21 protein-coding genes are annotated in these 20,127 nt (G+C 66.6%); 8 read left to right on the forward strand and 13 right to left on the reverse strand.

Translation table 11 applies throughout. The features are described 5' to 3' along the window. Positions 1–37: 37 nt before the first annotated feature. Positions 38–760 carry a Crp/Fnr family transcriptional regulator gene (locus BLW05_RS03260; RefSeq protein ID WP_093159574.1) on the reverse strand — a complete coding sequence of 241 codons (723 nt, stop codon included), beginning with the start codon at positions 758–760 and terminating at the stop codon, positions 38–40. A gap of 94 nt (positions 761–854) precedes the next feature. On the opposite strand from BLW05_RS03260, the gene BLW05_RS03265 reads away from it, so the two are divergent. Both BLW05_RS03265 and BLW05_RS03270 read left to right on the forward strand, forming a co-directional pair. Continuing rightward, positions 855–1,448 (forward strand): HD domain-containing protein, encoded by a 594-nt coding sequence (locus BLW05_RS03265; RefSeq protein WP_093159577.1) that lies wholly within the window; start codon positions 855–857, stop codon positions 1,446–1,448. A gap of 22 nt (positions 1,449–1,470) precedes the next feature. Further along, complete coding sequence (locus BLW05_RS03270; RefSeq protein ID WP_093159579.1) at positions 1,471–2,238, forward strand: class II aldolase/adducin family protein; 768 nt, start codon at positions 1,471–1,473, stop codon at positions 2,236–2,238. Between the two features lie 173 nt (positions 2,239–2,411). Here the strand turns inward: BLW05_RS03270 and BLW05_RS03275 are convergent, their stop codons facing one another. Then, the gene (locus BLW05_RS03275) at positions 2,412–2,975 is read right to left on the reverse strand and encodes a MarR family winged helix-turn-helix transcriptional regulator (RefSeq protein ID WP_093159582.1); all 564 of its coding nucleotides are present in this window, start codon (positions 2,973–2,975) and stop codon (positions 2,412–2,414) included. Positions 2,976–3,199: 224 nt separating this feature from the next. Here BLW05_RS03275 and BLW05_RS03280 point away from each other — a divergent pair, with 224 nt between their 5' ends. From BLW05_RS03280 to alaC, 6 genes are all read left to right on the forward strand, one after another. Next, positions 3,200–4,189, forward strand: a complete 990-nt coding sequence (locus BLW05_RS03280; protein WP_093159584.1) for a Bug family tripartite tricarboxylate transporter substrate binding protein — start codon at positions 3,200–3,202, stop codon at positions 4,187–4,189. A gap of 152 nt (positions 4,190–4,341) precedes the next feature. Then, a complete protein-coding gene (locus tag BLW05_RS03285; protein WP_093159587.1) occupies positions 4,342–6,657 on the forward strand; it encodes a xanthine dehydrogenase family protein molybdopterin-binding subunit in 2,316 nt (771 codons plus the stop codon). After that, the gene (locus BLW05_RS03290) at positions 6,650–7,531 is read left to right on the forward strand and encodes an FAD binding domain-containing protein (protein WP_093159590.1); all 882 of its coding nucleotides are present in this window, start codon (positions 6,650–6,652) and stop codon (positions 7,529–7,531) included. Before BLW05_RS03285 ends, BLW05_RS03290 begins: the two co-directional genes overlap by 8 nt. After that, a complete protein-coding gene (locus tag BLW05_RS03295) occupies positions 7,528–8,004 on the forward strand; it encodes a (2Fe-2S)-binding protein (RefSeq protein WP_093159592.1) in 477 nt (158 codons plus the stop codon). Before BLW05_RS03290 ends, BLW05_RS03295 begins: the two co-directional genes overlap by 4 nt. Next, on the forward strand, positions 7,994–8,824 hold the full coding sequence (locus BLW05_RS03300) for an SRPBCC family protein (RefSeq protein WP_093159595.1): 831 nt from the start codon (positions 7,994–7,996) through the stop codon (positions 8,822–8,824). Before BLW05_RS03295 ends, BLW05_RS03300 begins: the two co-directional genes overlap by 11 nt. Before the next feature lie 111 nt (positions 8,825–8,935). Then, entirely contained in the window at positions 8,936–10,162 is a 1,227-nt protein-coding gene (gene alaC / locus BLW05_RS03305; protein WP_093159598.1) for an alanine transaminase, read from the forward strand. A 34-nt stretch (positions 10,163–10,196) separates the two neighbouring features. Here the strand turns inward: alaC and BLW05_RS03310 are convergent, their stop codons facing one another. Genes BLW05_RS03310 through BLW05_RS03360 form a run of 11 tightly spaced genes read right to left on the reverse strand, consistent with a single transcriptional unit; the run spans position 10,197 to position 20,118 of the window. Continuing rightward, positions 10,197–11,492, reverse strand: coding sequence for an MFS transporter (locus tag BLW05_RS03310; RefSeq protein WP_093159600.1), 1,296 nt, complete (start codon positions 11,490–11,492; stop codon positions 10,197–10,199). Positions 11,493–11,523: 31 nt separating this feature from the next. Further along, the gene (locus BLW05_RS03315; RefSeq protein ID WP_093159603.1) at positions 11,524–12,654 is read right to left on the reverse strand and encodes a porin; all 1,131 of its coding nucleotides are present in this window, start codon (positions 12,652–12,654) and stop codon (positions 11,524–11,526) included. Positions 12,655–12,691: 37 nt separating this feature from the next. Further along, entirely contained in the window at positions 12,692–13,663 is a 972-nt protein-coding gene (locus BLW05_RS03320) for a PDR/VanB family oxidoreductase (RefSeq protein ID WP_093159606.1), read from the reverse strand. Between the two features lie 23 nt (positions 13,664–13,686). Then, complete coding sequence (locus BLW05_RS03325) at positions 13,687–14,118, reverse strand: RidA family protein (protein WP_256329996.1); 432 nt, start codon at positions 14,116–14,118, stop codon at positions 13,687–13,689. Positions 14,119–14,132: 14 nt separating this feature from the next. Beyond that, a complete protein-coding gene (locus tag BLW05_RS03330; protein WP_093159608.1) occupies positions 14,133–15,167 on the reverse strand; it encodes an aromatic ring-hydroxylating oxygenase subunit alpha in 1,035 nt (344 codons plus the stop codon). A gap of 36 nt (positions 15,168–15,203) precedes the next feature. Then, complete coding sequence (locus tag BLW05_RS03335; RefSeq protein ID WP_218135142.1) at positions 15,204–15,434, reverse strand: recombinase-like helix-turn-helix domain-containing protein; 231 nt, start codon at positions 15,432–15,434, stop codon at positions 15,204–15,206. Between the two features lie 33 nt (positions 15,435–15,467). Continuing rightward, the gene (locus BLW05_RS03340) at positions 15,468–15,800 is read right to left on the reverse strand and encodes a hypothetical protein (protein WP_093159613.1); all 333 of its coding nucleotides are present in this window, start codon (positions 15,798–15,800) and stop codon (positions 15,468–15,470) included. 21 nt (positions 15,801–15,821) lie between these two features. Beyond that, entirely contained in the window at positions 15,822–16,817 is a 996-nt protein-coding gene (locus BLW05_RS03345; protein WP_093160445.1) for a Bug family tripartite tricarboxylate transporter substrate binding protein, read from the reverse strand. An 11-nt stretch (positions 16,818–16,828) separates the two neighbouring features. Then, complete coding sequence (locus tag BLW05_RS03350; RefSeq protein WP_093159616.1) at positions 16,829–17,800, reverse strand: VOC family protein; 972 nt, start codon at positions 17,798–17,800, stop codon at positions 16,829–16,831. 13 nt (positions 17,801–17,813) lie between these two features. After that, entirely contained in the window at positions 17,814–19,289 is a 1,476-nt protein-coding gene (locus BLW05_RS03355) for an aldehyde dehydrogenase (RefSeq protein ID WP_093159618.1), read from the reverse strand. 25 nt (positions 19,290–19,314) lie between these two features. Further along, positions 19,315–20,118, reverse strand: a complete 804-nt coding sequence (locus BLW05_RS03360; RefSeq protein ID WP_093159621.1) for an aspartate dehydrogenase — start codon at positions 20,116–20,118, stop codon at positions 19,315–19,317. Positions 20,119–20,127: the final 9 nt, after the last annotated feature.

The raw sequence follows: 20,127 nt of genomic DNA on the forward strand, positions 1-20,127 counted from the left end.
CTGCGGCCCGGCGGAGCCGGTTCCGCGGGTGCCCTGGTTATGCCGTGCTGCCCAATCGCTGCAGTGCGTCGCTTGACAGCAGCTCGATGCGTCCGTAGCCGAGCGCGATCACACCCTCCTGCGCCATCGCATTGAGCTCTTTCGACAACGTCTGGCGCGTGACGCCCAGCATCATTGCAAGCGCCTCCTGAGGCAGCGAAACCGTCCGGCGCAACTCCGGCGATTGCGTGACGTCGCCACGTGCGAGCGACATCAGCCGCCGCGCCACGCGGGCACGCAGCCCGCGCAGGGTCGCGTCCTCCATCAGTCCGTAGAGCCCACGCACGCGCGCCGCCAGCAACGCGGCAATCGCGCGCGCGAAAACCGCATCCTGCATCTGCCGCGCAAAGGCTTCGTAGGGCACGACCATCAGGTCGAGCGCCGACAGCGCGGTGGCATCGTGGGTGCGCGGCGATCCGTCGATGAGGCTGATCTCGCCGAACCAGTTGCCGGGCTCGAGCACTGCGAGGATCGCCTCGCGGCCGTCCTGCCGCAGCGTCGAGATCTTGATGGTTCCGGCCGCGAGCCCGTAGAAGCCCGCGCCCGCCACATGCACCGGGTCGCCCTGCCTGAAGACCATGGCGCCGCGCCGCACGTGGATCAATTCGGCGGCACCGAGCAAGGCCTCGCGCTGCGTGCGGCTCATCGAGGCGAACCATGGATTGGCCTCCAGCGCGCGGCGGTGGGCGGCGGAGATGCGGGGTCTGGAAGGCGGCGGCATGCGGGGGTTTGTCTGGGCGCCGCATTGTCAAATTTTTGACAGTTCAGCGTCAACCAGCGGTCTACAGTGGGCCGCACCCCACGGAGACGAGACGATGAACGCAAGAGCGAATTTCACCCGCATGCAGGACAGCACGCGCGAAGACTGGCAACGGATCGGCGGCGAGTTCATGCATTTCGCAACCGGCCTGCCCGACCGCGTGATCAAGCACCTGCAGATCCTCGAAGGCGACTACGGCGGCTTTCCGATCGACCGCTACGCGCATTCGCTGCAGACCGCGACGCGGGCGCTGCGTGACGGACGCGATGAGGAGTACGTGATTTGCGCGCTGCTGCACGACATCGGCGACACGCTCGGCACCTTCAATCATCCGGACATCGCCGCTGCCATCGTGAAGCCCTTCGTGAGCGAAGAGAACCACTGGATGGTGCAGCACCACGGCATCTTCCAGGGCCACTACTTCTTCCATCACATCGGGCTGGACCGCGACCTGCGCGAGAACTTCCGCAGCCACCCGAACTTCGAGCGCACCGCCGAGTTCTGCGAGCTCTACGACAACCCCGCCTTCGATCCGAAGGCGGAGACCTTGCCGATCAGCGAATTCGAGCCGATGCTCCGGCGTGTGATGGCGCAGCCGCGCCAGAGCCTCTACAAGTCCGCCTTGAAATCCGAACAGGCCGCCGCCTGAACCCCGCCACCAGGAGACCCCGATGAACGCCACCGCCCCCAGCGAAGTCCAGAAACTCGTCAGCGCCGAAGAATGGCAATTGCGCGTCGACCTTGCCGCCTGCTACCGGCTCGTGGCGCTCTACGGCTGGAGCGATCTCGTCTTCACCCACATCAGCGCGCGCGTGCCGGGGCCGGAGCATCACTTCCTGATCAACCCCTACGGGCTGATGTTCGACGAGATCACCGCATCGAGCCTGATCAAGGTCGACAAGAACTGCAACAAGGTCATCGACTCGCCCTACCCGGTCAACCCGGCCGGCTTCGTGATCCACAGTGCGGTGCACGAGGCGCGGGAGGACATCCAGTGCGTGCTGCACACCCACACCCGCGCGGGCATCGCGGTCAGCGCGCAGAAGAATGGTGTGCTGCCGATCAGCCAGCAATCGACCTTCGTGCTGGCGTCGCTGGCGTACCACGACTATGAAGGCGTGGCCTTCCGCGAGGATGAAAAGCCGCGCCTGCAGGCCGACATGGGCGAGGCGAACTTCCTGATGCTGCGCAACCACGGCCTGCTGACCGTGGGCAAGACCATCGCGGACGCCTTCCTCTCGATGTACATCTTCGAGAACACCTGCCAGATCCAGATCGCCGCGCAGGCTGGCGGTGGCGAGCTCACGCAGGTCGACCCGCGCATCGTCGACGGCGTGGGCCACGCGATGAAGGTGCAGACCGGTGGGATGGGTGGTGCCTTCGTGTGGCCGTCGCTGATTCGCAAGCTGGATCGCGTCGATCCGTCGTACAAGAGCTGACCCCCAGCCTCGCCCACTTCGTGTGGCTCTGCACCCCCTTCCAGGGGGCAATCCCAGCGGCCCGGCAAAGCCGGTTCCGCGGGATTTCGCGAACGGGCCTCGCTTCGCTGGCCGGTGGGTCCATGTATCGGGGCGAGATGGCGCCGACGGCGCGATCCGCCACCGCGGTGTCGCTAGATATCCAATCCCGACCCATCCCGTGATGCCGGAAGGCGCCCCCTTGCTTCCTCTTCCACCCGGCAGTACTCGCGCAGCTTGACCAGCGCGCGGTACAGCGCGTCCCGCTCCTCCGAATCCAGCACGCGCAGCGCCGTCGCCTGCCGCTGCCGCGCGATCGGAATCGCCTCGGTGTGCAGCGCCCTGCCCGCCTCCGTGATCGAGCAAAACACCTTCTTGCGCGGCGTGTTGCCCTCGGCCCGCAGTTCAACCAGGCCGCGGTTCTCCAGCAGCTTGAGCGTGCGGCTGACCAGCGCCTTGTCCGAGGTCGACTGCTGCACCAGGTCGCTGAAGGCCAGTGTCTGCGCATGGGCCACGAGCGAGAGCACCCGCCATTCAGAGACCGAAAGGCCGAACTGGTCGGCATAAGGCAGCGTGACGATGCGCCGCAGGGCATTGCCCACCTGGCTCATCATGGTCGTGATGAAGGCATCGACGGTGAGGCCCGTGCCCAGCGCGTCGAGTTCGGTCCAGGGCGTTGTCTGTGCGCCGGCTGGCCGGGAAGAACTTTGGTCAGTCATGTGGCGCGCATTGTTCCATGAGCGCCGCCGCACTCGATTGATATGAATTTCATAATGAAATTATTTTTGTCAATAGGTAGTTACGGCAAGTTGATGCATCAACATACAGGCGCAGAATTATCTCTCGTTAGTGAATCAATGTTTCACTAATAAATCAACCCTTCCACGATGCCAGCCGCCATGCGGAGTCTTCGCCTCCCATGGTTCTTTTCCAGGAGCCAGTGATGTTCTCGACCCGTCGCCAAGTTCTTCTTGCGGCCACGATGGCGGCTTGCGCCATGACCGCCGGACCCGCCGCCTTCGCCCAGCCGGCCTACCCTGCCAAGACGATCAGCGTGATCGTGTCCTATCCCCCAGGCGGCGACACCGACGCCATCGCGCGCCTGTTCGCGGACAAGCTCTCGCAGCGTCTGAACCAGGCGGTCATCATCGACAACAAGCCCGGCGCCGGCGGCGCGCTCGGCAACAACTTCGTCAGCCGCGCTCCGGCGGACGGCTACACGCTGCTGTTCACGCCCAACCCCTTCACCACCGCGCCGCTGGTGATGAAGCTGTCGCCGAGCGCAAGCTACGACGTGCTGCATGGCTTCGAGCCGATCATCAACACCGCGACGCAGCCGCTGGTGCTGGTCGCAAACCCGGCTGTCGGCGTGAAGACGCTGCCGGACCTGATCAAGCTCGCCAAGGGCGGCAAGCAGGTGACCTACGCCAGCCCGGGTGCCGGCTCGCCGATGCACATCGTGGGCGAATGGCTCAACAAGGCCGCGGGCGTGAAGTTCACGCACGTGCCTTACAAGGGTGTCGGGCCGTCGGTCACCGACGTGGTGGCCGGCCATGTGGATACCGCCTGGGTCACTTTCGGCGCCGTGCGCGCGTACCTCGAGAACGGCCGCCTGGTCCCGCTCGCCATCGGCGATGCACAACGTTCCAAGCTTGCGCCGAACGTGCCCACGCTGGTCGAACTGGGCTACAAGGACGTAGTCGTCGGTGCGTGGAACGGCTTCTTCGCACCCAAGGGCACGCCGGCACCGGTCGTGAAGATGCTGAACGAGAACCTCAACGAGATCCTCAAGCAGCCTGAAGTGGCCGAGAAGCTCGCCGTGTTCGGCGCGCTGCCCGCAGGCGGCGCGGCCGACAAGCTGAGCCAGATCAATTCGACCGACTACACGGTCATGGGCAAGATCATCAAGGACCTGGGCATTAGTGCTGAATAAGGCTCGCCCCCAGGCTGCGCGCACTTCGTGTCGCTACGCCAACCCCCTACCGGGGGCAACACCGGCGGACGGGCAGAGCCGGATCCGCGGTGTTTCGCGAATGGGCTTCGCTGCGCTTGCCCTTGAAGGGGGCGCGGCGGTGTGAGGTGAATATGAAGAATCCCCCTGAACTTTCTACGCCCAGCGCTTCGACGCTGGGGGCGGATATTCCGCAAGTCACGGCGCGGGCCAAGGTGCTTGGGCGCGCGATGTATGCGGGCGACATCAAGGTGCCGGGCATGCTGCACGGCAAGGTGCTGCGCAGTCCCTACCCGCATGCGCGCATCGTGTCGATCGATGTGTCGGAGGCGCTCGCGCTGCCGGGCGTGAAGGCGGTGCTCACGGGCGCCGATGCGCCGCGCGCAATGTGGGGCGTGCATCACAAGGAACGGCGGATCCTCGCCGAAGGCGTCGTTCGCTTCGCGGGCGAGGAAGTGGCGGCGGTGGCCGCGACGACGGAAGAGATCGCGCGCGATGCGCTGGACCTGATCCGCGTCGAGTATGAAGAGTTGCCCGCGATCCTCACGACCGAAGAGGCGATGGACGAGGACGCGCCGGGCGTGCATCCGGGCCGCAACAACATCTCGCACGAGATCCGTTTCGAGCGCGGCGATGCGGATGCGGGCTTTGCTTCCGCGCACATCGTGCACGAAGCGACCTACGACACGCACGCGCAGTACCCGGGCTACCTGGAGCCGATGGGCACGGTCGCGACGATCGATCCGGAAGGCCGGCTCGTCGTGTGGACCTCGACGCAGTCGATTACGCAGGCGCGACTGCGGCTCGCCGCCGCCCTGGAGCGGCCGATTTCGAGCATCCGCGTGCTTCAGGCGACCACCGGTGGCGGCTTCGGCGGCAAGCTGGTGGAAGACGCCAACAACCTCATCGCCGGGCTGCTGGCGGTGAAGACCGGCAAGCCGGTGCGGCTGGTCAACAACCGGCTCGAGGACTTCCTCGCGTGCTGCTCGAGCGTGCCCGAGCGCATCACGCTCAAGCTGGGCATGGACCAGGACGGGATCATCGTCGCGAAGGACGTGCGCATCGTCGCCGAGTGCGGCGCCTACTCCGGCCTCTCGGCCGAGGTGATGCACGTCACCGCCATGCGCAGCGACAACATGCACCGCAACCCCAACGTGCGCTCGCATGCCACGCTGGTCTACACCAACAACCCGCCGCATGGCGCGTTCCGCGGCTTCGGCGGCACGCAGATGCAGTTCGCGCTCAACAGCCACATCCATACGATGGCCGGCATGCTCGGGCTCGACCCGATCGAGATCCACAAGCGCAACGCGATCCGCAAGGGCGACGTGTCGATCCACGGCTGGGAGATCGGCAGCACCGGTCTCGTCGAATGCATCGACCAGGCCACGCAGGCGCTCGACTGGGAAGCCAAGCGCAAGGCGCCGAAGTCCAAGGGGCCCAGGAAGCGCGGCGTCGGCATGGCCGCCGCGATGCACGTCAGCGGCAACCGCACCATCGGCAACTGGGACGGCTCCACCGTCGTCGTGAAGATCAACGAAGACGGCCGCATCTTCATCATGAGCGGCGAATGCGACATGGGCCAAGGCGCGATGACCATGCTGAGCCAGGTGGTCGCGCATGAACTCGACCTGCCGCTCGCGCATGTGCTCGTGCTGCAGCCCGACACCGACACCTCGCCGATCGCGATCGGCTCGCTCGCCTCGCGCGTCACCATCGCAGCCGGCAATGCCGCGATCGTGGCGGCGCGCATGGCGCGCGACAAGCTCTTCGCGCTCGCATCGAAGCAGTGGAACGTGCCGGCCGATCAACTCAAGCTCGCTGGCGGCGCGGTCTTCGCCGCCGATGCACCCGAACGCCGCGCGACCATCGCCGAACTGGCGAAGCTCCACGTCTGGACGCACGGCGGCGAAGGCATCCAGGTCAGCGGCACCTGGGACGCCAAGACCGTCATGCACGACGACAAGGTCTACGGCAACATCGCGCCGGCCTACTCCTTCGCCGCGCAAGCGGTCGAAGTCGAGGTCGACACCGAGACCGGCCAGGTCACCGTGCTCGACAGCTATGTCTCGGACGACTGCGGCAAGGCGCTGAATCCGATTGCGATCCACGGCCAGACCAATGGCGCGACGGTGCAGGCCTTCGGCTGGGCGCTCTACGAGCAGCTCCAGCTCGACAACGGCCGCCTGATGAACGGCAACTTCGCCGACTACACCATGGCCACCGCCGACGCGGTGCCGCTGCTGCGCGGCGGCTTCGTGGAATCGAACGACCCGAACGGGCCCTACGGCGCGAAGGGCGCGAGCGAAACCGCGATCCTGCCCGGCGCACCCGCCATCGCCAACGCGGTGTTCGACGCCGTCGGCGTGCGCATCACCGACCTGCCGATCACCCCTGAAAAGATCCTTGCCGCATTGCGCGCGAAGCAAGAGGAGACGCAGCATGCGTGACTTCGACTACCTTGAGCCGACCACCGTCGACGAAGCCAGCCGCATGCTCGGCGACCTCGGCGACGAATGCCGCGCCATCGCGGGTGGCACCGCCTTGATGCTGGGCATGCGCCAGCGCATGCTGACGCCGACGCACCTCGTCTCGCTCGCACGCATCGAGGCGCTGCGCGGCATCGACTTCGATCCGCGGAACGGCTTGCGCATCGGCGCCCTCTCGCGCCACGCGGATGTCGCGAACTCGGCGATCGTGCAGAAGCACTACCCGGTGCTCGCCAGCATGGCCTCGCGCGTGGCGAATCCGCAGGTGCGAAACCAGGGCACGATCGGGGGCAACCTCTGCTATGCCGACCCGTCGACCGATCCGCCGGGCTGCCTCATGGCGCTCGATGCGCAGATCGTCCTCGGGAGTGCGCGCGGCGAGCGCGTGCTGAGCATCGAGGAGTTCCTGGTCGACTACTACGTCACCGCGCTGGAGCCCGACGAGATGGTCGTCGAGATCCGCGTGCCGCCGCTCGCCGCCGGCACCACCGGCGTGTACACGCGCTTCCTGCGCACCGCAGCCGAGCACCGGCCGCTCGCGAGCGTGGCCCTCGTCGCGCGGCGCGAAGGTCTGCTCTGCCGCGAAGCAAAGCTCAGCGTCGGTGCATCGACGCCGATCCCGACCCGGCTTCGCCGCGCCGAGTCCTTCCTCGAAGGCCGAACGGTCACTGCAGACATCGCGGCCGAGGTGGCCGACATCATCGCCGCCGACATCGAGCCGGTGTCCGACGCACGCGGCTCGGCGGACTTCCGCCGCGACATGGTGCGCATCGTTGCGCGCCGCACCGTGGCCGAACTGTTCGGCCTCGACTTGAACGAAGGAGCGCTTCAATGAGCCAGCACCGTATCGAATGCACAGTGAACGGCGAGGCGCAGAGCGTCGAAGTGCCGGCACGCCGGCTGCTGTCGGACTTCCTGCGCGACGACCTGCACCTCACCGGTACCAAGCGCGGCTGCGAAACCGGCATCTGCGGCGCCTGCTCGGTGCTGGTGGATGGCGAAGTCGTCAAGTCGTGCCTCAAGCTCGCCGTGCAGGTGCAGGGCTGCGAGATCACGACCGTCGAAGGGCTCTCCAACGGCGATCAGTTGCACCCGCTGCAGGAAAGCTTCATGCAATGCGGCGGCCTGCAATGCGGCTACTGCACGCCAGGTTTCCTGATGACCTCGTGCGCGATGCTCAAGAACAACCCCCAACCGACCGCCGACGAAGTGCGGCACGGGCTCAACGGCAATCTCTGCCGCTGCACCGGCTACACCCAGATCGTCGAATCCATCCTGACCGCCGCGGAGAAGATGCATGGAAATTGAAAAGACACTGACCGTCGCTGCGTCCCCGCAGCGCGTATGGGCCCTGCTGCTCGACCCGCAGGTGATGGGCGGCTGCGTGCCGGGCATGAAATCGATCGATGTGGTGAGCGACGTCGAGTACGTCGCGCTGATGCACGTGAAGATCGCCTTCATCAACGCCAAGTTCAAGCTGCGCACCACCATCGTGGAGCAGCGCGAACCCAGCTACCTGCGCGCCGAAGGCACGGGCGAAGACGCCTCGGTCGCCAGCTCGCTGAAGCAGCAGAGCGAGATCTTCCTCACGCCGACGGCGGAGGGCGGCACCGAGCTGCGCATCAAGGTCAATGTCGACGTGCTCGGCCGACTCGGCACCTTCGGGCTCAGCGTGATGAAGACCAAGGCCGACCGGATGTGGGAAGAGTTCGGCGCGAACCTTGTCGCGCGCATCGATGGCGGTGAGGCGCCTGCAGCGGCGACGAAGGCACCTGCCGCGCCGGCACCCGCATCCAAGGCCGCCGCCGCGAGCAAGCCAGCGCCGCAGCTCGTGCACGAAGCAGCCTCGGCCGTCGCCCCGGTCCTCTCCGACAACGGCAAGCCAATTCATGCGGCGCGCCCGCACGTCGCGCCCGCGCGAGCGGCCAACGCACATGAACGCGAAACCGAACCCGGCTGGTGGTCCCGCCTGCTCGGCGTGCGCAACGGTCGCGCTGCCCACGCCGTCGCAGCGGATCGCTCGATCCGCATCGAAGTTCGCCAGCTCGACAAGACGATCCACATCGAATGGCCGCTCGAAGGCGCGGACCAGTGCAAGGACTGGTTGCGCGAACTGCTCGCGAAGTGACGACGCGGCCGCTATGATGAGTCCGGCGCCGCGTGCATCGACTCTGGTCGGTTCACGCGGCGCCAACGTCGCTCGGACGGTTCCGGGCGCTCACGTTCAAGGAAACTCTTCATGTCATCCGCAGGCACGCGCCGCTTCGCACGCATCGACCGCCTTCCCCCCTACATCTTCAACATCACCGCCGAGCTCAAGCTCGCGGCTCGCCGGCGCGGCGAGGACATCATCGACATGAGCATGGGCAACCCCGATGGCGCCACTCCGGCGCACATCGTCGCCAAGCTCACCGAAGTCGCGCAACGGCCGGACACGCACGGCTATTCGTCGTCCAAGGGCATTCCGCGCCTGCGCCGCGCGATCGCCCACTGGTATCGCGAGCGCTACGACGTCGAGATCGACCCGGACACCGAGGCCATCGTCACGATCGGCTCCAAGGAAGGACTCGCGCACCTGATGCTCGCCACGCTCGATCGCGGCGATACCGTGCTGGTGCCGGATCCGAGCTATCCGATCCACATCTACGGCGCGGTGATCGCCGGGGCCGACATCCGCTCGGTGCCGATGAATCCGGATATCGACTTCTTCGCCGAACTCGAGAAGGCGATTCGCGGCAGCTACCCCAAGCCGAAGATGATGATCCTCGGCTTTCCGTCGAACCCCACCGCGCAGTGCGTAGAGCTGGACTTCTTCGAACGCGTGATCGCGCTCGCGCGCAAGCACGAGATCCTGGTGGTGCACGACCTCGCCTACGCCGACATCGTGTTCGACGGCTGGAAGGCGCCGTCGATCATGCAGGTCAAGGGCGCGAAGGACATCGCAGTCGAGTTCTTCACCCTTTCCAAGAGCTACAACATGGCCGGCTGGCGCGTCGGCTTCATGGTGGGCAACGCCGATCTGGTCACGGCTCTCGCGCGAATCAAGAGCTATCACGACTACGGCTCGTTCACACCCGTGCAGGTCGCGGCGATCGCGGCGCTCGAAGGCGACCAGCAATGCGTGCGCGAGATCGCCGGGCAGTACCAGCGGCGGCGCGACGTGCTCTACAAGGGGCTCATGGAGGCCGGCTGGCAGGTCGACAAGCCCAGGGCGTCGATGTACATCTGGGCGAAGATCCCCGAGCCCTACCGCTCGCTCGGCTCGCTCGAGTTCGCCAAGCAGTTGCTGGCCAAGGCCAAGGTATCCGTATCGCCGGGGATCGGATTCGGCGACCAGGGCGACGACTATGTGCGCTTTGCGCTGATCGAGAACGAGTCCCGCATCCGGCAGGCGGTGCGGGGCATCAAGGCCATGTTCAAGGCCGATGGCCTGGTGAAGCCGGCCAACGCCACGGCGGCCGGCTGAACGGCGAGGCGGGACGGCCGCCCGCCTCCGGCAGTCAGGCCGCCGTCGCCGTGATGCCCGGCTGCGGCGCATGGCGCTCGCGCAGCCACAGGATCAGGCCGCAGACGAACACGACCAACTGCGTACCGATCAGCATCGCGAAGCCTGCGAAAAAGCCTGCTGCCGAACCGCCCGGTGTGCCCGCGCCGCCCGAGAGCGCACCGATCACCGCGCCCATCATGGCCGGCATGAAGCCCGCCACCAGGCTGCCCGTGCCGTTGACCACGCCGAAGGCGCTGGCCACGTGCTCGGGCCGCGAGCAGTACTGCACCGTACTCGGGATCGCCGGGCTCATCAGGCCCCAGCAGAAGTTGGCCGCGATGAGCGAGTACGCGGCGACGTAGCGGTCCTGCGCGCTGATCGCCAGCAGCACCGACAGCCCCACGCCGAGGCTCGCACCCATGAAGATGAAGGGTACGTGCAGCCGCTCGATCTTGTCGATGAGCACGCCGCCCAGCAGCACGGCCAGCACGGTCGCGTACTGCGGCAGCGATGCGAGCCAACCCATCTCACGCAGCGAGAAGCCGCGCGCTTCCTTGAGGTAGGCCGGCAGCCAGTTGCTGCCGCCCCAGAGATAGGACAGCACCGCCGAAGTCAGCACCGTGATGAGCACGAGGTGCCGCGTGTGCAGGGCGCCGCGGGCGATGCCCGCCACCTTGGCCATCGCCTCGCCGAAGGTGCGCGGCTTGGCCTGGGTCGCATAGGACGCCGGCATGCGCACGAAGGCGATCACCAGCGGAATACCCAGCACGATGTTCAGCAGGCCGAGCACGTGGAAGGAGGTGTCCCATGCATAGGTGGCGAGCAGATACCCGACGAAGGGATAGCCCACCGCGAGGCCCAGCCCGGTGCCCATATTGACGAAGGAATTCGGCTTGCCGTTCTCCCGGTCCTCGAAGTGCGCCTTGATGTACGACGAAGCCAGGGAGAACAACGGCCCTTCGGAGACGCCGAGCAGGATGCGAGACGCGAGGAGCATGCCGTAGCCCGTGAACCAGGGCGTGGCGAAGGTCACCACGCCCCAGAGGACCAGGCCCATGATCAGACTTTTTCGCACGCCGAACAGCCCCGCGCAGAACGGCGTCAGCACGAAGGCCGACACGCCGTAGCCCACCATGAAAGCGGTCGCGAGCAAGCCCTGGCTGACGCGGTCGGTCGCGGCGATGCCCATGTGACCGAGGAACGCGGGGTCCGTGATGAGAACCGCGATGTTGATGCGGTCGACATAGGAGATGGCGACGATCACGAACAGCGTGATCACACCGTACCAACGAAATTGTCTGGCTTGCATGGCAATGCTCCTGTAATGGGCGGCGCCGGAACTAGAAGGCGTGGCGCATACCGAACTCAGTCCCCGTCGAATCATGGTTCGGCGAGGTTGTCGAGCCGCTGAGCGCCTGCGCAGCCCCGTTGCTGTTGGAGATGCGCGCGACCGTGGCGTACACGGCGCTGCGCTTGGACAGGTTGTAGACGTAGCCCAGCGCCACCTTCGAGGTCGTCGGCTTGGGCACATTGCCCGCCGGCTCGCGCTCGTAACGCGCATACGACAGCTTGATCTCGCTCGCACCGATCGGCAGGTTGAAGCCCACCAGTGCGCCCTTGCCGTCCAGCGTGCCCTGCGACTCGTCGTAGTACTCGCCCATGAGCTTGAGACTCCACAGCGACTCGAAGGTGTAGGACGCGCCGATGTTCGACACGCGCAGGTTGTTCGACGCGGGCTGGTTGCCCGCGATGAGCGTGTAGGTGGTGCGGCCGGTGGCCAGCGCGATGTTGAACGGGCCGTTCAGGTAGCCCACGCGCGCGCCGACGTAGTTGCCATCGTTGTGGTTCCAGGTCGGCAGCAGGCCCGGGATGTCCGAGCGCGATTCGTTCTCGCCCATGGCGTACATCAGCTGGCCGTAGAAGCCGCCGAGCGTGGGCGGCAGGAAGTAGCCCACGCTGTTGGACGCGCGCGTGCCCGTCGCCGAGGTCAGGCCGCCGAAGCCCGAGAAGTAGATCTGGTTGGCGCCGATGCCGCTGCCGGTGCCGAAGGGGTCGAACAGCGCCGTGTTCCAGAAGGTGGGCGTGTAGTCGCGGCCCGCGCGCACTTCGCCGAAAGGCCCGGAGAGGCTCACGGTGGAGCGGCGGTTGAACGTCAACCCGCCGAGCGTGGTGTTGCCGCTGGACTGGTTGTTGGTGTTGGTGGTGAAGCCGCTACCGGTGTCGTTCTGCAGGCCGGCTTCGAGCCAGAAGCTCGCCGCGTAGCCACCGCCGAGGTCCTCGGTGCCGCGGAAACCCAGGCGGCTGAAGGTGTTGGCGCTGTTGGTCAGTTGCCATTTGCTGGTGGCCAGGGGGCCGGAACCCGTGGTGTAGGTGACGGCTGCATCGAGCACGCCGAACAGCGTCACGCTCGATTGCGCGCAGGCGACGCCCACGGCCATGCAAGCGGCCGCGGCCACTACTGTCTTTTTCATCTAATTTTCTTTCGAGGGGCTGGGGTTGGATACCGCGTCAGATATCCAGGACGAGCGGGCCGCGCTTGCAGCCCGAAACACAAATCATGATGGTCTTGTTGGCCGCCTGTTCGGCCTTGGTCAGGATGCCGTCGCGGTGATCGATCTCGCCGGCCTCGATGACCTTCGTCTCGCACGCGCCGCAGACGCCTTCCTTGCAGCTGTGGTCGGGGTTCAGGCCCGCATCGATCAGGCTGTCGAGGATCGACTTGCCCGGCGGCACCTCGACCGACTTGCCGCTCTTCGCGCATTCGACGATGTAGGTCGCCGTCGCTGCGGGCGCTTCGACGTGCACCGCCGCAAAGCGCTCGATGTGCGCATGCGGGAAGCCGAGCTGCTCGCAGGCCTTCTCGAAGCTGTCGAGCATCGGCGTCGGGCCGCAGCAGTAGTAGTGGCTGTCGGCGCCCTTGCCTGCCAGCAGTTCGGCGAGATTGGGCGGCACGCCCTTCTCGTCATCGAAGTGCCAGGTGAGCTGCACGCCCTTCTCGGCCGCGAGCGCCCCGATCGCCTCGCAGAACGCCGCTTCCTTGCGGGTGCGCGCGCAGTAGAGGATCTCCACCGGCTTGCCGATCGCCACCAGGCGCTGCAGCATGCACCAGATCGGCGTCACGCCGATGCCGCCGGCCACCAGCACCGAGCGCTGCGCGCCCTCTTCGAGCTTGAAGTTGTTGCGCGGCGCCGAGATCGGCAGCGTCATGCCCACGCGCAACTGCTGGTGCACGTAGCGCGAGCCGCCGCGGCTCTTGCGGTCGTTGAGCACGCCCACCACGTAGCGCTGGCGGTCGCTCGAAGGATTGCACAGCGAGTAGCTGCGGACCAGTCCGTTGGGCAGGTGCAGGTCGATGTGGGAGCCGGCCTCGAAGGCGGGGAAGTCCACGTCCGGCGAGGCCGGGCGGAATTCGACGCTGACGATGCCGTCGGCTTCGTAGCGCATCGTGTGCACCAGGGCGTTCAGCGTGGGGGAAGACATGGCGGAAACCTCGAAGAAACGATTCAGTTGACGGTGCGCAGGTCGACGTCGAGCCGCGCGAATGCGTCGATCTCGACGCGAAGTTCGGGAAACACCAGCGCGCTGACCGCAACCAGGGTGGAGGCCGGGTATGCCGATTCCGGCGCCTGCGCGAAGAAATCGCGCCGGGCGCGCCCGACCTCGTCCTTGTCCGCGATGTCGGTCACGTACACCACGAGCTTCACGATGTTGTGGATGCCGCCGCCCGCGGCTTCGAGCAGGGCCTGCACCTTGCGCAGCACCACGAGCGCCTGCTCGTAGGCGCCGAGCGGCTGGCCGGCCTGCGCGGCGTCGCGCGTCGCGGGATGCGCCGTCTGCCCCGAGAGCACCACCTCCTGGCCGACGACAAGCGCGTTGGACCAGGTGGTGTGCGGCAGATCGGGCATGGCTTCGCAGACGACACGGCGCACGGGCATGGCGGCTCCGGAGGTCATGCCGACTGGGTGGCAGCTTCGATTTGCTGCTGGGCCAGGTTGCGCATGTGGCGACGCAGGCGGACGATGCCCAGGTCGTGCTGGTAGAGCTGCTCGTGCTGGTTCGCGTCGGCCTCCATGTTCTCGATCAGCACGCGGTCCTGTTCGAGCACGTGCCAGTGGCGTGCCTCAAGGCGGTTCTTGTAGAGGAAGCGCCACGTATCGCGCTCCCAGCCCTTCGGCAGCTTGCGCACGCGCCAGTGGAAGGCGCACGACAGCGTCGGCGAGATCGGCGTGTAGCTGCCGACGATGATGAAGTTGCCGCCGGGGCCGCCGGTCTTCGGGTACGGGATCTCCAGGCGCATCCAGTGCACGCCGGTATCGGCCCACTCGGTCCAGTCGAAGTTGACGTTGCGCTGGCCTTCCTTCTCGAACACGAACCCGGTGTCGGTCGCGCGGATGCCGAACTTGGCGGTCGAATCGCCCTCGGCCATCGAGTGCGACTGCTTGTGCAGGAAGGTGCCGTGCATCGGGTCCATCACGTTGTCGAGCACGTAGCGGTAGTCGCCCTTCCACTCCGCGTAGCAGAGGAAGTGCGAATACTCGTCCTCGTTGGTGAGCTGCTCGGGCAGCACCAGCGGGGGCGGCGTCTCGACATCGTTCTTCGAGTTGTAGAGCCACACCGCGCCGGCCTTCTCTTCCACGTGGAAGAAGCGCGTCGCGTGCGAGCCTTCGAGCTTGCAACCCGGGCTGCCGGGTACCTTGGTGACCACGCCGTCGCAGCGCACTTCGACGCCGTGATAGGGGCACGACAGGCGATCACCCAGGATCACGCCCTGCGACAGCGGCGCGCCGCGATGCGGGCAGCGGTCTTCGAGTGCATGCAGCTTGCCCGCGTGATCGCGCCAGAACGCGAGCTTGCGGCCAAGGCGGCGCAGCGAAACCGGCTTTTCCTTGATGAGATACGACGGGCAGATCGGATACCAGAGATCCTTGAGGCCGACTTCGAGCAGCTGGTCAACGGGATCGACTTGGATGGGAATGGTCGTCATGGTGGTTCCTCGGATGAAGAATGAATGTCGGACGGATCAGTTGCCGAGCGCGGCGATCTCTTGGCGGTAGATGGCTTCGGTCCAGAGCTGGCCGCTCGGGCTGCTCAGGCCGCTGTTGTTGAGCGATTCCACCAGGCTCGCCAGATCATGGATGCCGGCTGCGTAGGCGCGCTCGATCGCGTCGCCGAGCAGGTCTTCGTAGGTGGTGGGAGTGCGCGTGCGCGCCTGGTGCGGGTCGAGGTAACGGTCGGTCATGGTTCGCTCCATCGGGGTTGATTGGGTCATTGTTCAGGTGCGGCCTCACTGGCCGCCGTTGCGTACGCGCTCGCGGATGCGTTCGCGCACCGGAACGAAGTCGTAGGTCGGATAGCACTCGGTGGTGAAGACGCCCCACGCACGACGTTCGAGTTCGAGGTTCACCAGCGGCAGCTTCTCGGGCGGCAGCTCCAGCGTGAGGATCTGTCCCAGCCCCATCGCCACCGTCCACGAGACGATGCGCGTGCCTTCCGGCGGAAAGGATTCCCACCAGTCGCTGGCCTTCATGCGCGATTGCACGTCGTCCAGCGTGAGGCCGGGGTGATGCTTCATCACGATCGTGAGAAGCATCGAGGACGAGGCTGCTGCGGTGCTCATGCTTCGTTCCGGTTCCTGCACTTACTCGGCGACGATGTTGCGCGCCTTGATGATCTGGGCCCAGACCTTGGTCTCGTCACGCATCGCGGTGGCGAACTCGGCCGGCTTCATGGTGGCGGCGGTCATGCCTTGTGCCTGAAGCTTCTCGCGCACATCGGGCCTGGCCAGCATTTCGGCCGCGTCCTTCGCGAGCTGCTCGACCACCGCCGGCGGCGTGCCGGCGGGCGCGAGCAGGCCATACCACGAGGTCACGTTCACGCCCTGGATACCCTGCTCCGCCAGCGTCGGAATCTCCGGCGCCACCGGCGTGCGCTTGGAATCGGTAATACCCAGTGCGACCAGCTTGCCGCTCTTGATGAACTGCAGCGTGCCCGGCAGGTTGCTGAACATCAGCGGCACCACGCCGCCCAGCACGTCGTTGAGCGCGGGCGCCGTGCCCTTGTACGGCACGTGCATCAGGTCGACGCCGGCCTGCTGCTTGAACAGTTCGCCCGCCAGATGCAGGCCGCTGCCCACGCCCGGGGACGCATACGACAGGGTGCCGGGCTTGGCCTTGGCCTGCGCGACCAGGTCCTTCGCAGTCTTGATGCCCGCGGTGGGCGCAGCCACCAGCACGTTGGGCGCCTTCGCCAGCATCGTGACCGGCACGAAGTCCTTCTCGATGTTGAACGGGAAGTTCGGCATCAAGGTCGGGTTGATCGTCAGGTTGCCGGCCGGCACGACCAGCAGCGTGTGGCCGTCGCCCTTGGCGCGCTTGACCCTGTCCATGCCGATGTTGCCCGCCGCACCCGCGGCGTTGTCGACCACGGCGACCTGCCCGTAGCGTTTGGCGAGGCCGTCGGACAGGATGCGCGCCAGCGTGTCGACAGGCCCGCCCGGCGGGAACGGCGAGACGATCGTGAAACGTTCGCTGCCGAGCTGCTTCTGAGCTTCGGTCTGGGCATGCGCCGACGTCAGGGCCCCCAGGGCCAGCAACGTCGTGCCGAGCAGGCGAAGCATGGAAGTACGGCGATTCATGGTCATGACCTTCATTTCTTTTCAGTGAGGAATTTGCCCTGCGGGCCTTCGACATTCTTCTGGCGACGGGTGTTGCCATCGAGACCGCCGTCGATCGCCCATTCGGCGAACACCGTCGGGCCGGGTTCGAACTCCCGGGGTTGCCATTCGGCGGTGAGCTGATCCTCGTCCGCGTAGTACTCGATCAAGCCGCCGGCCGGGTTCTTGAAGTACCAGAAGTACGCCGACGACACCGGGTGACGGCCCGGGCCGAGCTGCGTGTCCCAACCCTTGCGCGAGAAATGCAGGCCGCCGCCGAACACTTCGTGGATGTCGCGCACGGTGAACGCGACGTGGTTCAGGCCGCGCTTGCCGGAGGGAAGCTGCAGCAGGAACAGGTCGTGGTGGCCGCCGTCCGGCGCACAGCGCATGAAGGCGCCGCGGTTCGGGTAGCTGTCGGAGCCGACGAAACCGAAGCGGTCTGCATAGAAAGCGCTGGTGCCCTTCACGTCGCTCACGAAGAAGACCACATGGCCGACTTCGATCGGGGTCGCGCGTTCGTAGATCGGCGCGGGCTGGTTGATGCGCTGCTTCGCGTTCCAGGTATTCATGGCGCCGCAGTCGACTTCGACCGCACGCTTGCGCGAGACCTGCAGGCGCACCGAGAGCCCGTTCGGATCGATGCAGCCGATACGGCGCGCGCCTTCGACCTTGCCGTCGGTGAAGCCCGGATCCTTCGCGATCGCGGCGGCATAGCGGTCGAGGTCGCCGTCGTTCTGCACGCCCCACACCACCTCGAGCAGCGTCGGGCCTTCTTCCATTGCGACCGGCAGCCCGGGCTTGCCGAGCGCAGCGACCACTACGCGGCAACCGTTCAGGCACTCGAAGACGAGCTCGTCGGCGGCTTCGGACTTCAGGGTCAGGCCCCAGTCCTGGAAGAAGGTGCGGCAGGTGGCGAGGTCGTCCGCGCCGTAGGTGATCTGGTCAATGCCCAATACGCTCATTTGGTTCTTCCTGTCAGTTGGCCCACGGCAGGGGCTGCTCGTTGGTGCCCCAGTACATGCTCTTCTGCTCCATGTACTGGAAGATGCCTTCGCGGCCCTTCTCGCGGCCCAGGCCGCTGTCGCGCCAGCCGCCGAACGGCGTGGAGACCGAGAACTGCTTGTAGGTGTTGACCCAGACGGTGCCGGCCTGAACCGCGCGGCCGAGCTTCCAGGCGCGCTTGAAGTCGCGGCTCCACACGCCGGCTGCCAGCGCGTAGACGCTGTCGTTGGCTTGCGCGATCAGCTCTTCCTCGTTGTCGAAGGGCATCGCAACCAGCACCGGGCCGAAGATTTCCTCCTGGCTGATCCGGGCGTTGTTGGTGAGGCCTTCGAGGATGGTCGGCGTGTAGAAGTAGCCCTTGTCCATGCCGTTGCCGTGCGGGCGCACCCCACCGGTGCGGATGTGCCCGCCCTCGGAGACGCCGAGTTCCACATAGCGCTCGATGCTCTCGCGGTGGCGCGAGGTGATCAGTGGCCCCATCTGCGTGCGCTCGGAAGCCGGGTCGCCCACGCGCAGCGCGTTGGCCCCTTCGACCAGCCGCGTGAGGAATTCGTCGTAGATGTTGCTCGCCACGAAGAGGCGCGAGCCCGCGATGCACGATTCGCCCGAGCTGCTGAAGATGCCGTAGAGCACGCCGTTGACCGCGTGGTCAAGGTCGGCGTCTTCGAGCACCATCGTCGGCGACTTGCCGCCGAGCTCCAGCGACACCGGCATCATCTTGTCGGCCGCGATGTGCGCGATGTGCTTGCCGGTGGTAGTGCCGCCGGTGAAGGACACGCGCTTGACCAGCGGATGCTTGGTGATGGCGTCGCCGATCACCGAGCCCTTGCCCGGCAGCACGCTGACGATGCCCTTCGGCACGCCGGCTTCTTCGCAGATGCGGGCCAGTTCGAGCGCCATGACGGGCGTGACTTCGGCGGGCTTGACGACCACCGCATTGCCGGCGGCGAGTGCCGGCGCCAGCTTCTGCGCTTCGCTCGCGATCGGCGAATTCCACGGCGTGATCGCTGCGACCACGCCCATCGGCTCGTGCACGCTCATGGTGACGAACGGTCCGCGCGACGGCGTGATGGTCTCCTCGAGGGTTTCGAGTGCGGCAGCGAAGAACTGGAAGGTGCCGGCGGCGCTGGCCACCAGTGCGCGGGTTTCGTTGATCGGCTTGCCGTTGTCCAGGCGCTGCTTCTGCGCGAGGGTTTCGGCCTGCTCGCGGATCAGGTGGGCCACACGGTGCAGCACGGCAGCGCGCTCGTGCGGCAGTTTCTGTGCCCAGCCGCTGGTGCGGAAGGCGTGGTCGGCGCGCTGGATCGCTTCTTCGACATCGGCCAGGCTCGCGGCCTTCAGGCGCGCGATCGGCTCGCCGGTGGCGGGATAGAGGCTCTCGTAGACATCGGCGCCGCCGAGGCGCCATTCGCCGCCGACGTTGATGGGGAGCAGTTCGGTGGAAATCATGGGGTGACTCGCTTCAGGGGGAGCTTCAGATCGTGAGGGCCGCTACGCGGTTGCGCAGCGCGCGCACGGCGCTGTACACGGTCAGCGCGGAAGTCTTGGGATTGGCCGCCAGCGGCTTGTTGCGCATGGTCAGCTCGAAGTTGCCGAAGGCACCTTCGGCTTCGACGGTGTGGACGTTCTCGGTGACCGACGGATCGGCAATCAGGCGCACGCTGGTGCGGTCCAGGCCCAGGCCGGCGAGCGACACGGTGGCCGCGACGTTGGCGTTCTTCGGGTAGAGCGTCGCGGCCTCGCGCGCACTGCCTTCGAAGATCACGGTCGCGGCGGTCAGCGCGCCGAGATCGCGGCCCTGCTCGGCCGGCGTGCCCTTCCAGGCGTGCGGCGGCTTGCGGCCGGTGTAGCGCACGGTATCGAGGCCGCCGATGCGCGCCGCGGCCAGTGCATCGATGGCGCCGATCGCACCGGCGATCAGCTGCACCTGGGTCTTGCCGGCGACCGCCGCAGCTTCGAGCTTCTCGGCGAAGCCTTGCGCCGACAGCGCACCGACGGATGCCACGACGCAGGGCGTGCCACGCTGCAACGCGGGCAGCACATGTGCCTCGATGGCGGCGTGCCCCGCGGCTTCGACCACGAGATCGATGCCTTCGGCCGGCACGGCCGACACCACCTGGGCGCCGGGGGCGAGACGCGCGGCGACATCCTTCGTTGCCGCGAAGGCATCGGCGGGCACCACGATGGCTGCAACCGACAGCCCCGCGTCTTCGCGCAGCAGTTCGAGCGCAGCGGTGCCGATGGCGCCGCAGCCGATCAGGGCGATACGAACGGTCATTGCTGGTGC

Source organism: Variovorax sp. YR216 (assembly GCF_900107745.1).
In the GTDB taxonomy this organism is placed as follows: domain Bacteria; phylum Pseudomonadota; class Gammaproteobacteria; order Burkholderiales; family Burkholderiaceae_C; genus Variovorax.

Excerpts from the sequence above, each read along its gene's own strand:
- BLW05_RS03275 (WP_093159582.1), bottom strand. The coding sequence starts at position 2,975 with ATGACTGACCAAAGTTCTTCCCGGCCAGCCGGCGCACAGACAACGCCC.
- BLW05_RS03310 (WP_093159600.1), bottom strand. The coding sequence starts at position 11,492 with ATGCAAGCCAGACAATTTCGTTGGTACGGTGTGATCACGCTGTTCGTG.
- BLW05_RS03355 (WP_093159618.1), bottom strand. The coding sequence starts at position 19,289 with ATGATTTCCACCGAACTGCTCCCCATCAACGTCGGCGGCGAATGGCGC.
- BLW05_RS03345 (WP_093160445.1), bottom strand. The coding sequence starts at position 16,817 with ATGAATCGCCGTACTTCCATGCTTCGCCTGCTCGGCACGACGTTGCTG.
- BLW05_RS03340 (WP_093159613.1), bottom strand. The coding sequence starts at position 15,800 with ATGAGCACCGCAGCAGCCTCGTCCTCGATGCTTCTCACGATCGTGATG.
- BLW05_RS03260 (WP_093159574.1), bottom strand. The coding sequence starts at position 760 with ATGCCGCCGCCTTCCAGACCCCGCATCTCCGCCGCCCACCGCCGCGCG.
- BLW05_RS03315 (WP_093159603.1), bottom strand. The coding sequence starts at position 12,654 with ATGAAAAAGACAGTAGTGGCCGCGGCCGCTTGCATGGCCGTGGGCGTC.
- BLW05_RS03360 (WP_093159621.1), bottom strand. The coding sequence starts at position 20,118 with ATGACCGTTCGTATCGCCCTGATCGGCTGCGGCGCCATCGGCACCGCT.
- BLW05_RS03265 (WP_093159577.1), top strand. The coding sequence starts at position 855 with ATGAACGCAAGAGCGAATTTCACCCGCATGCAGGACAGCACGCGCGAA.
- alaC (WP_093159598.1), top strand. The coding sequence starts at position 8,936 with ATGTCATCCGCAGGCACGCGCCGCTTCGCACGCATCGACCGCCTTCCC.
- BLW05_RS03350 (WP_093159616.1), bottom strand. The coding sequence starts at position 17,800 with ATGAGCGTATTGGGCATTGACCAGATCACCTACGGCGCGGACGACCTC.
- BLW05_RS03325 (WP_256329996.1), bottom strand. The coding sequence starts at position 14,118 with ATGCCCGTGCGCCGTGTCGTCTGCGAAGCCATGCCCGATCTGCCGCAC.
- BLW05_RS03320 (WP_093159606.1), bottom strand. The coding sequence starts at position 13,663 with ATGTCTTCCCCCACGCTGAACGCCCTGGTGCACACGATGCGCTACGAA.
- BLW05_RS03290 (WP_093159590.1), top strand. The coding sequence starts at position 6,650 with ATGCGTGACTTCGACTACCTTGAGCCGACCACCGTCGACGAAGCCAGC.
- BLW05_RS03335 (WP_218135142.1), bottom strand. The coding sequence starts at position 15,434 with ATGGAGCGAACCATGACCGACCGTTACCTCGACCCGCACCAGGCGCGC.
- BLW05_RS03300 (WP_093159595.1), top strand. The coding sequence starts at position 7,994 with ATGGAAATTGAAAAGACACTGACCGTCGCTGCGTCCCCGCAGCGCGTA.
- BLW05_RS03330 (WP_093159608.1), bottom strand. The coding sequence starts at position 15,167 with ATGACGACCATTCCCATCCAAGTCGATCCCGTTGACCAGCTGCTCGAA.
- BLW05_RS03280 (WP_093159584.1), top strand. The coding sequence starts at position 3,200 with ATGTTCTCGACCCGTCGCCAAGTTCTTCTTGCGGCCACGATGGCGGCT.
- BLW05_RS03285 (WP_093159587.1), top strand. The coding sequence starts at position 4,342 with ATGAAGAATCCCCCTGAACTTTCTACGCCCAGCGCTTCGACGCTGGGG.
- BLW05_RS03295 (WP_093159592.1), top strand. The coding sequence starts at position 7,528 with ATGAGCCAGCACCGTATCGAATGCACAGTGAACGGCGAGGCGCAGAGC.
- BLW05_RS03270 (WP_093159579.1), top strand. The coding sequence starts at position 1,471 with ATGAACGCCACCGCCCCCAGCGAAGTCCAGAAACTCGTCAGCGCCGAA.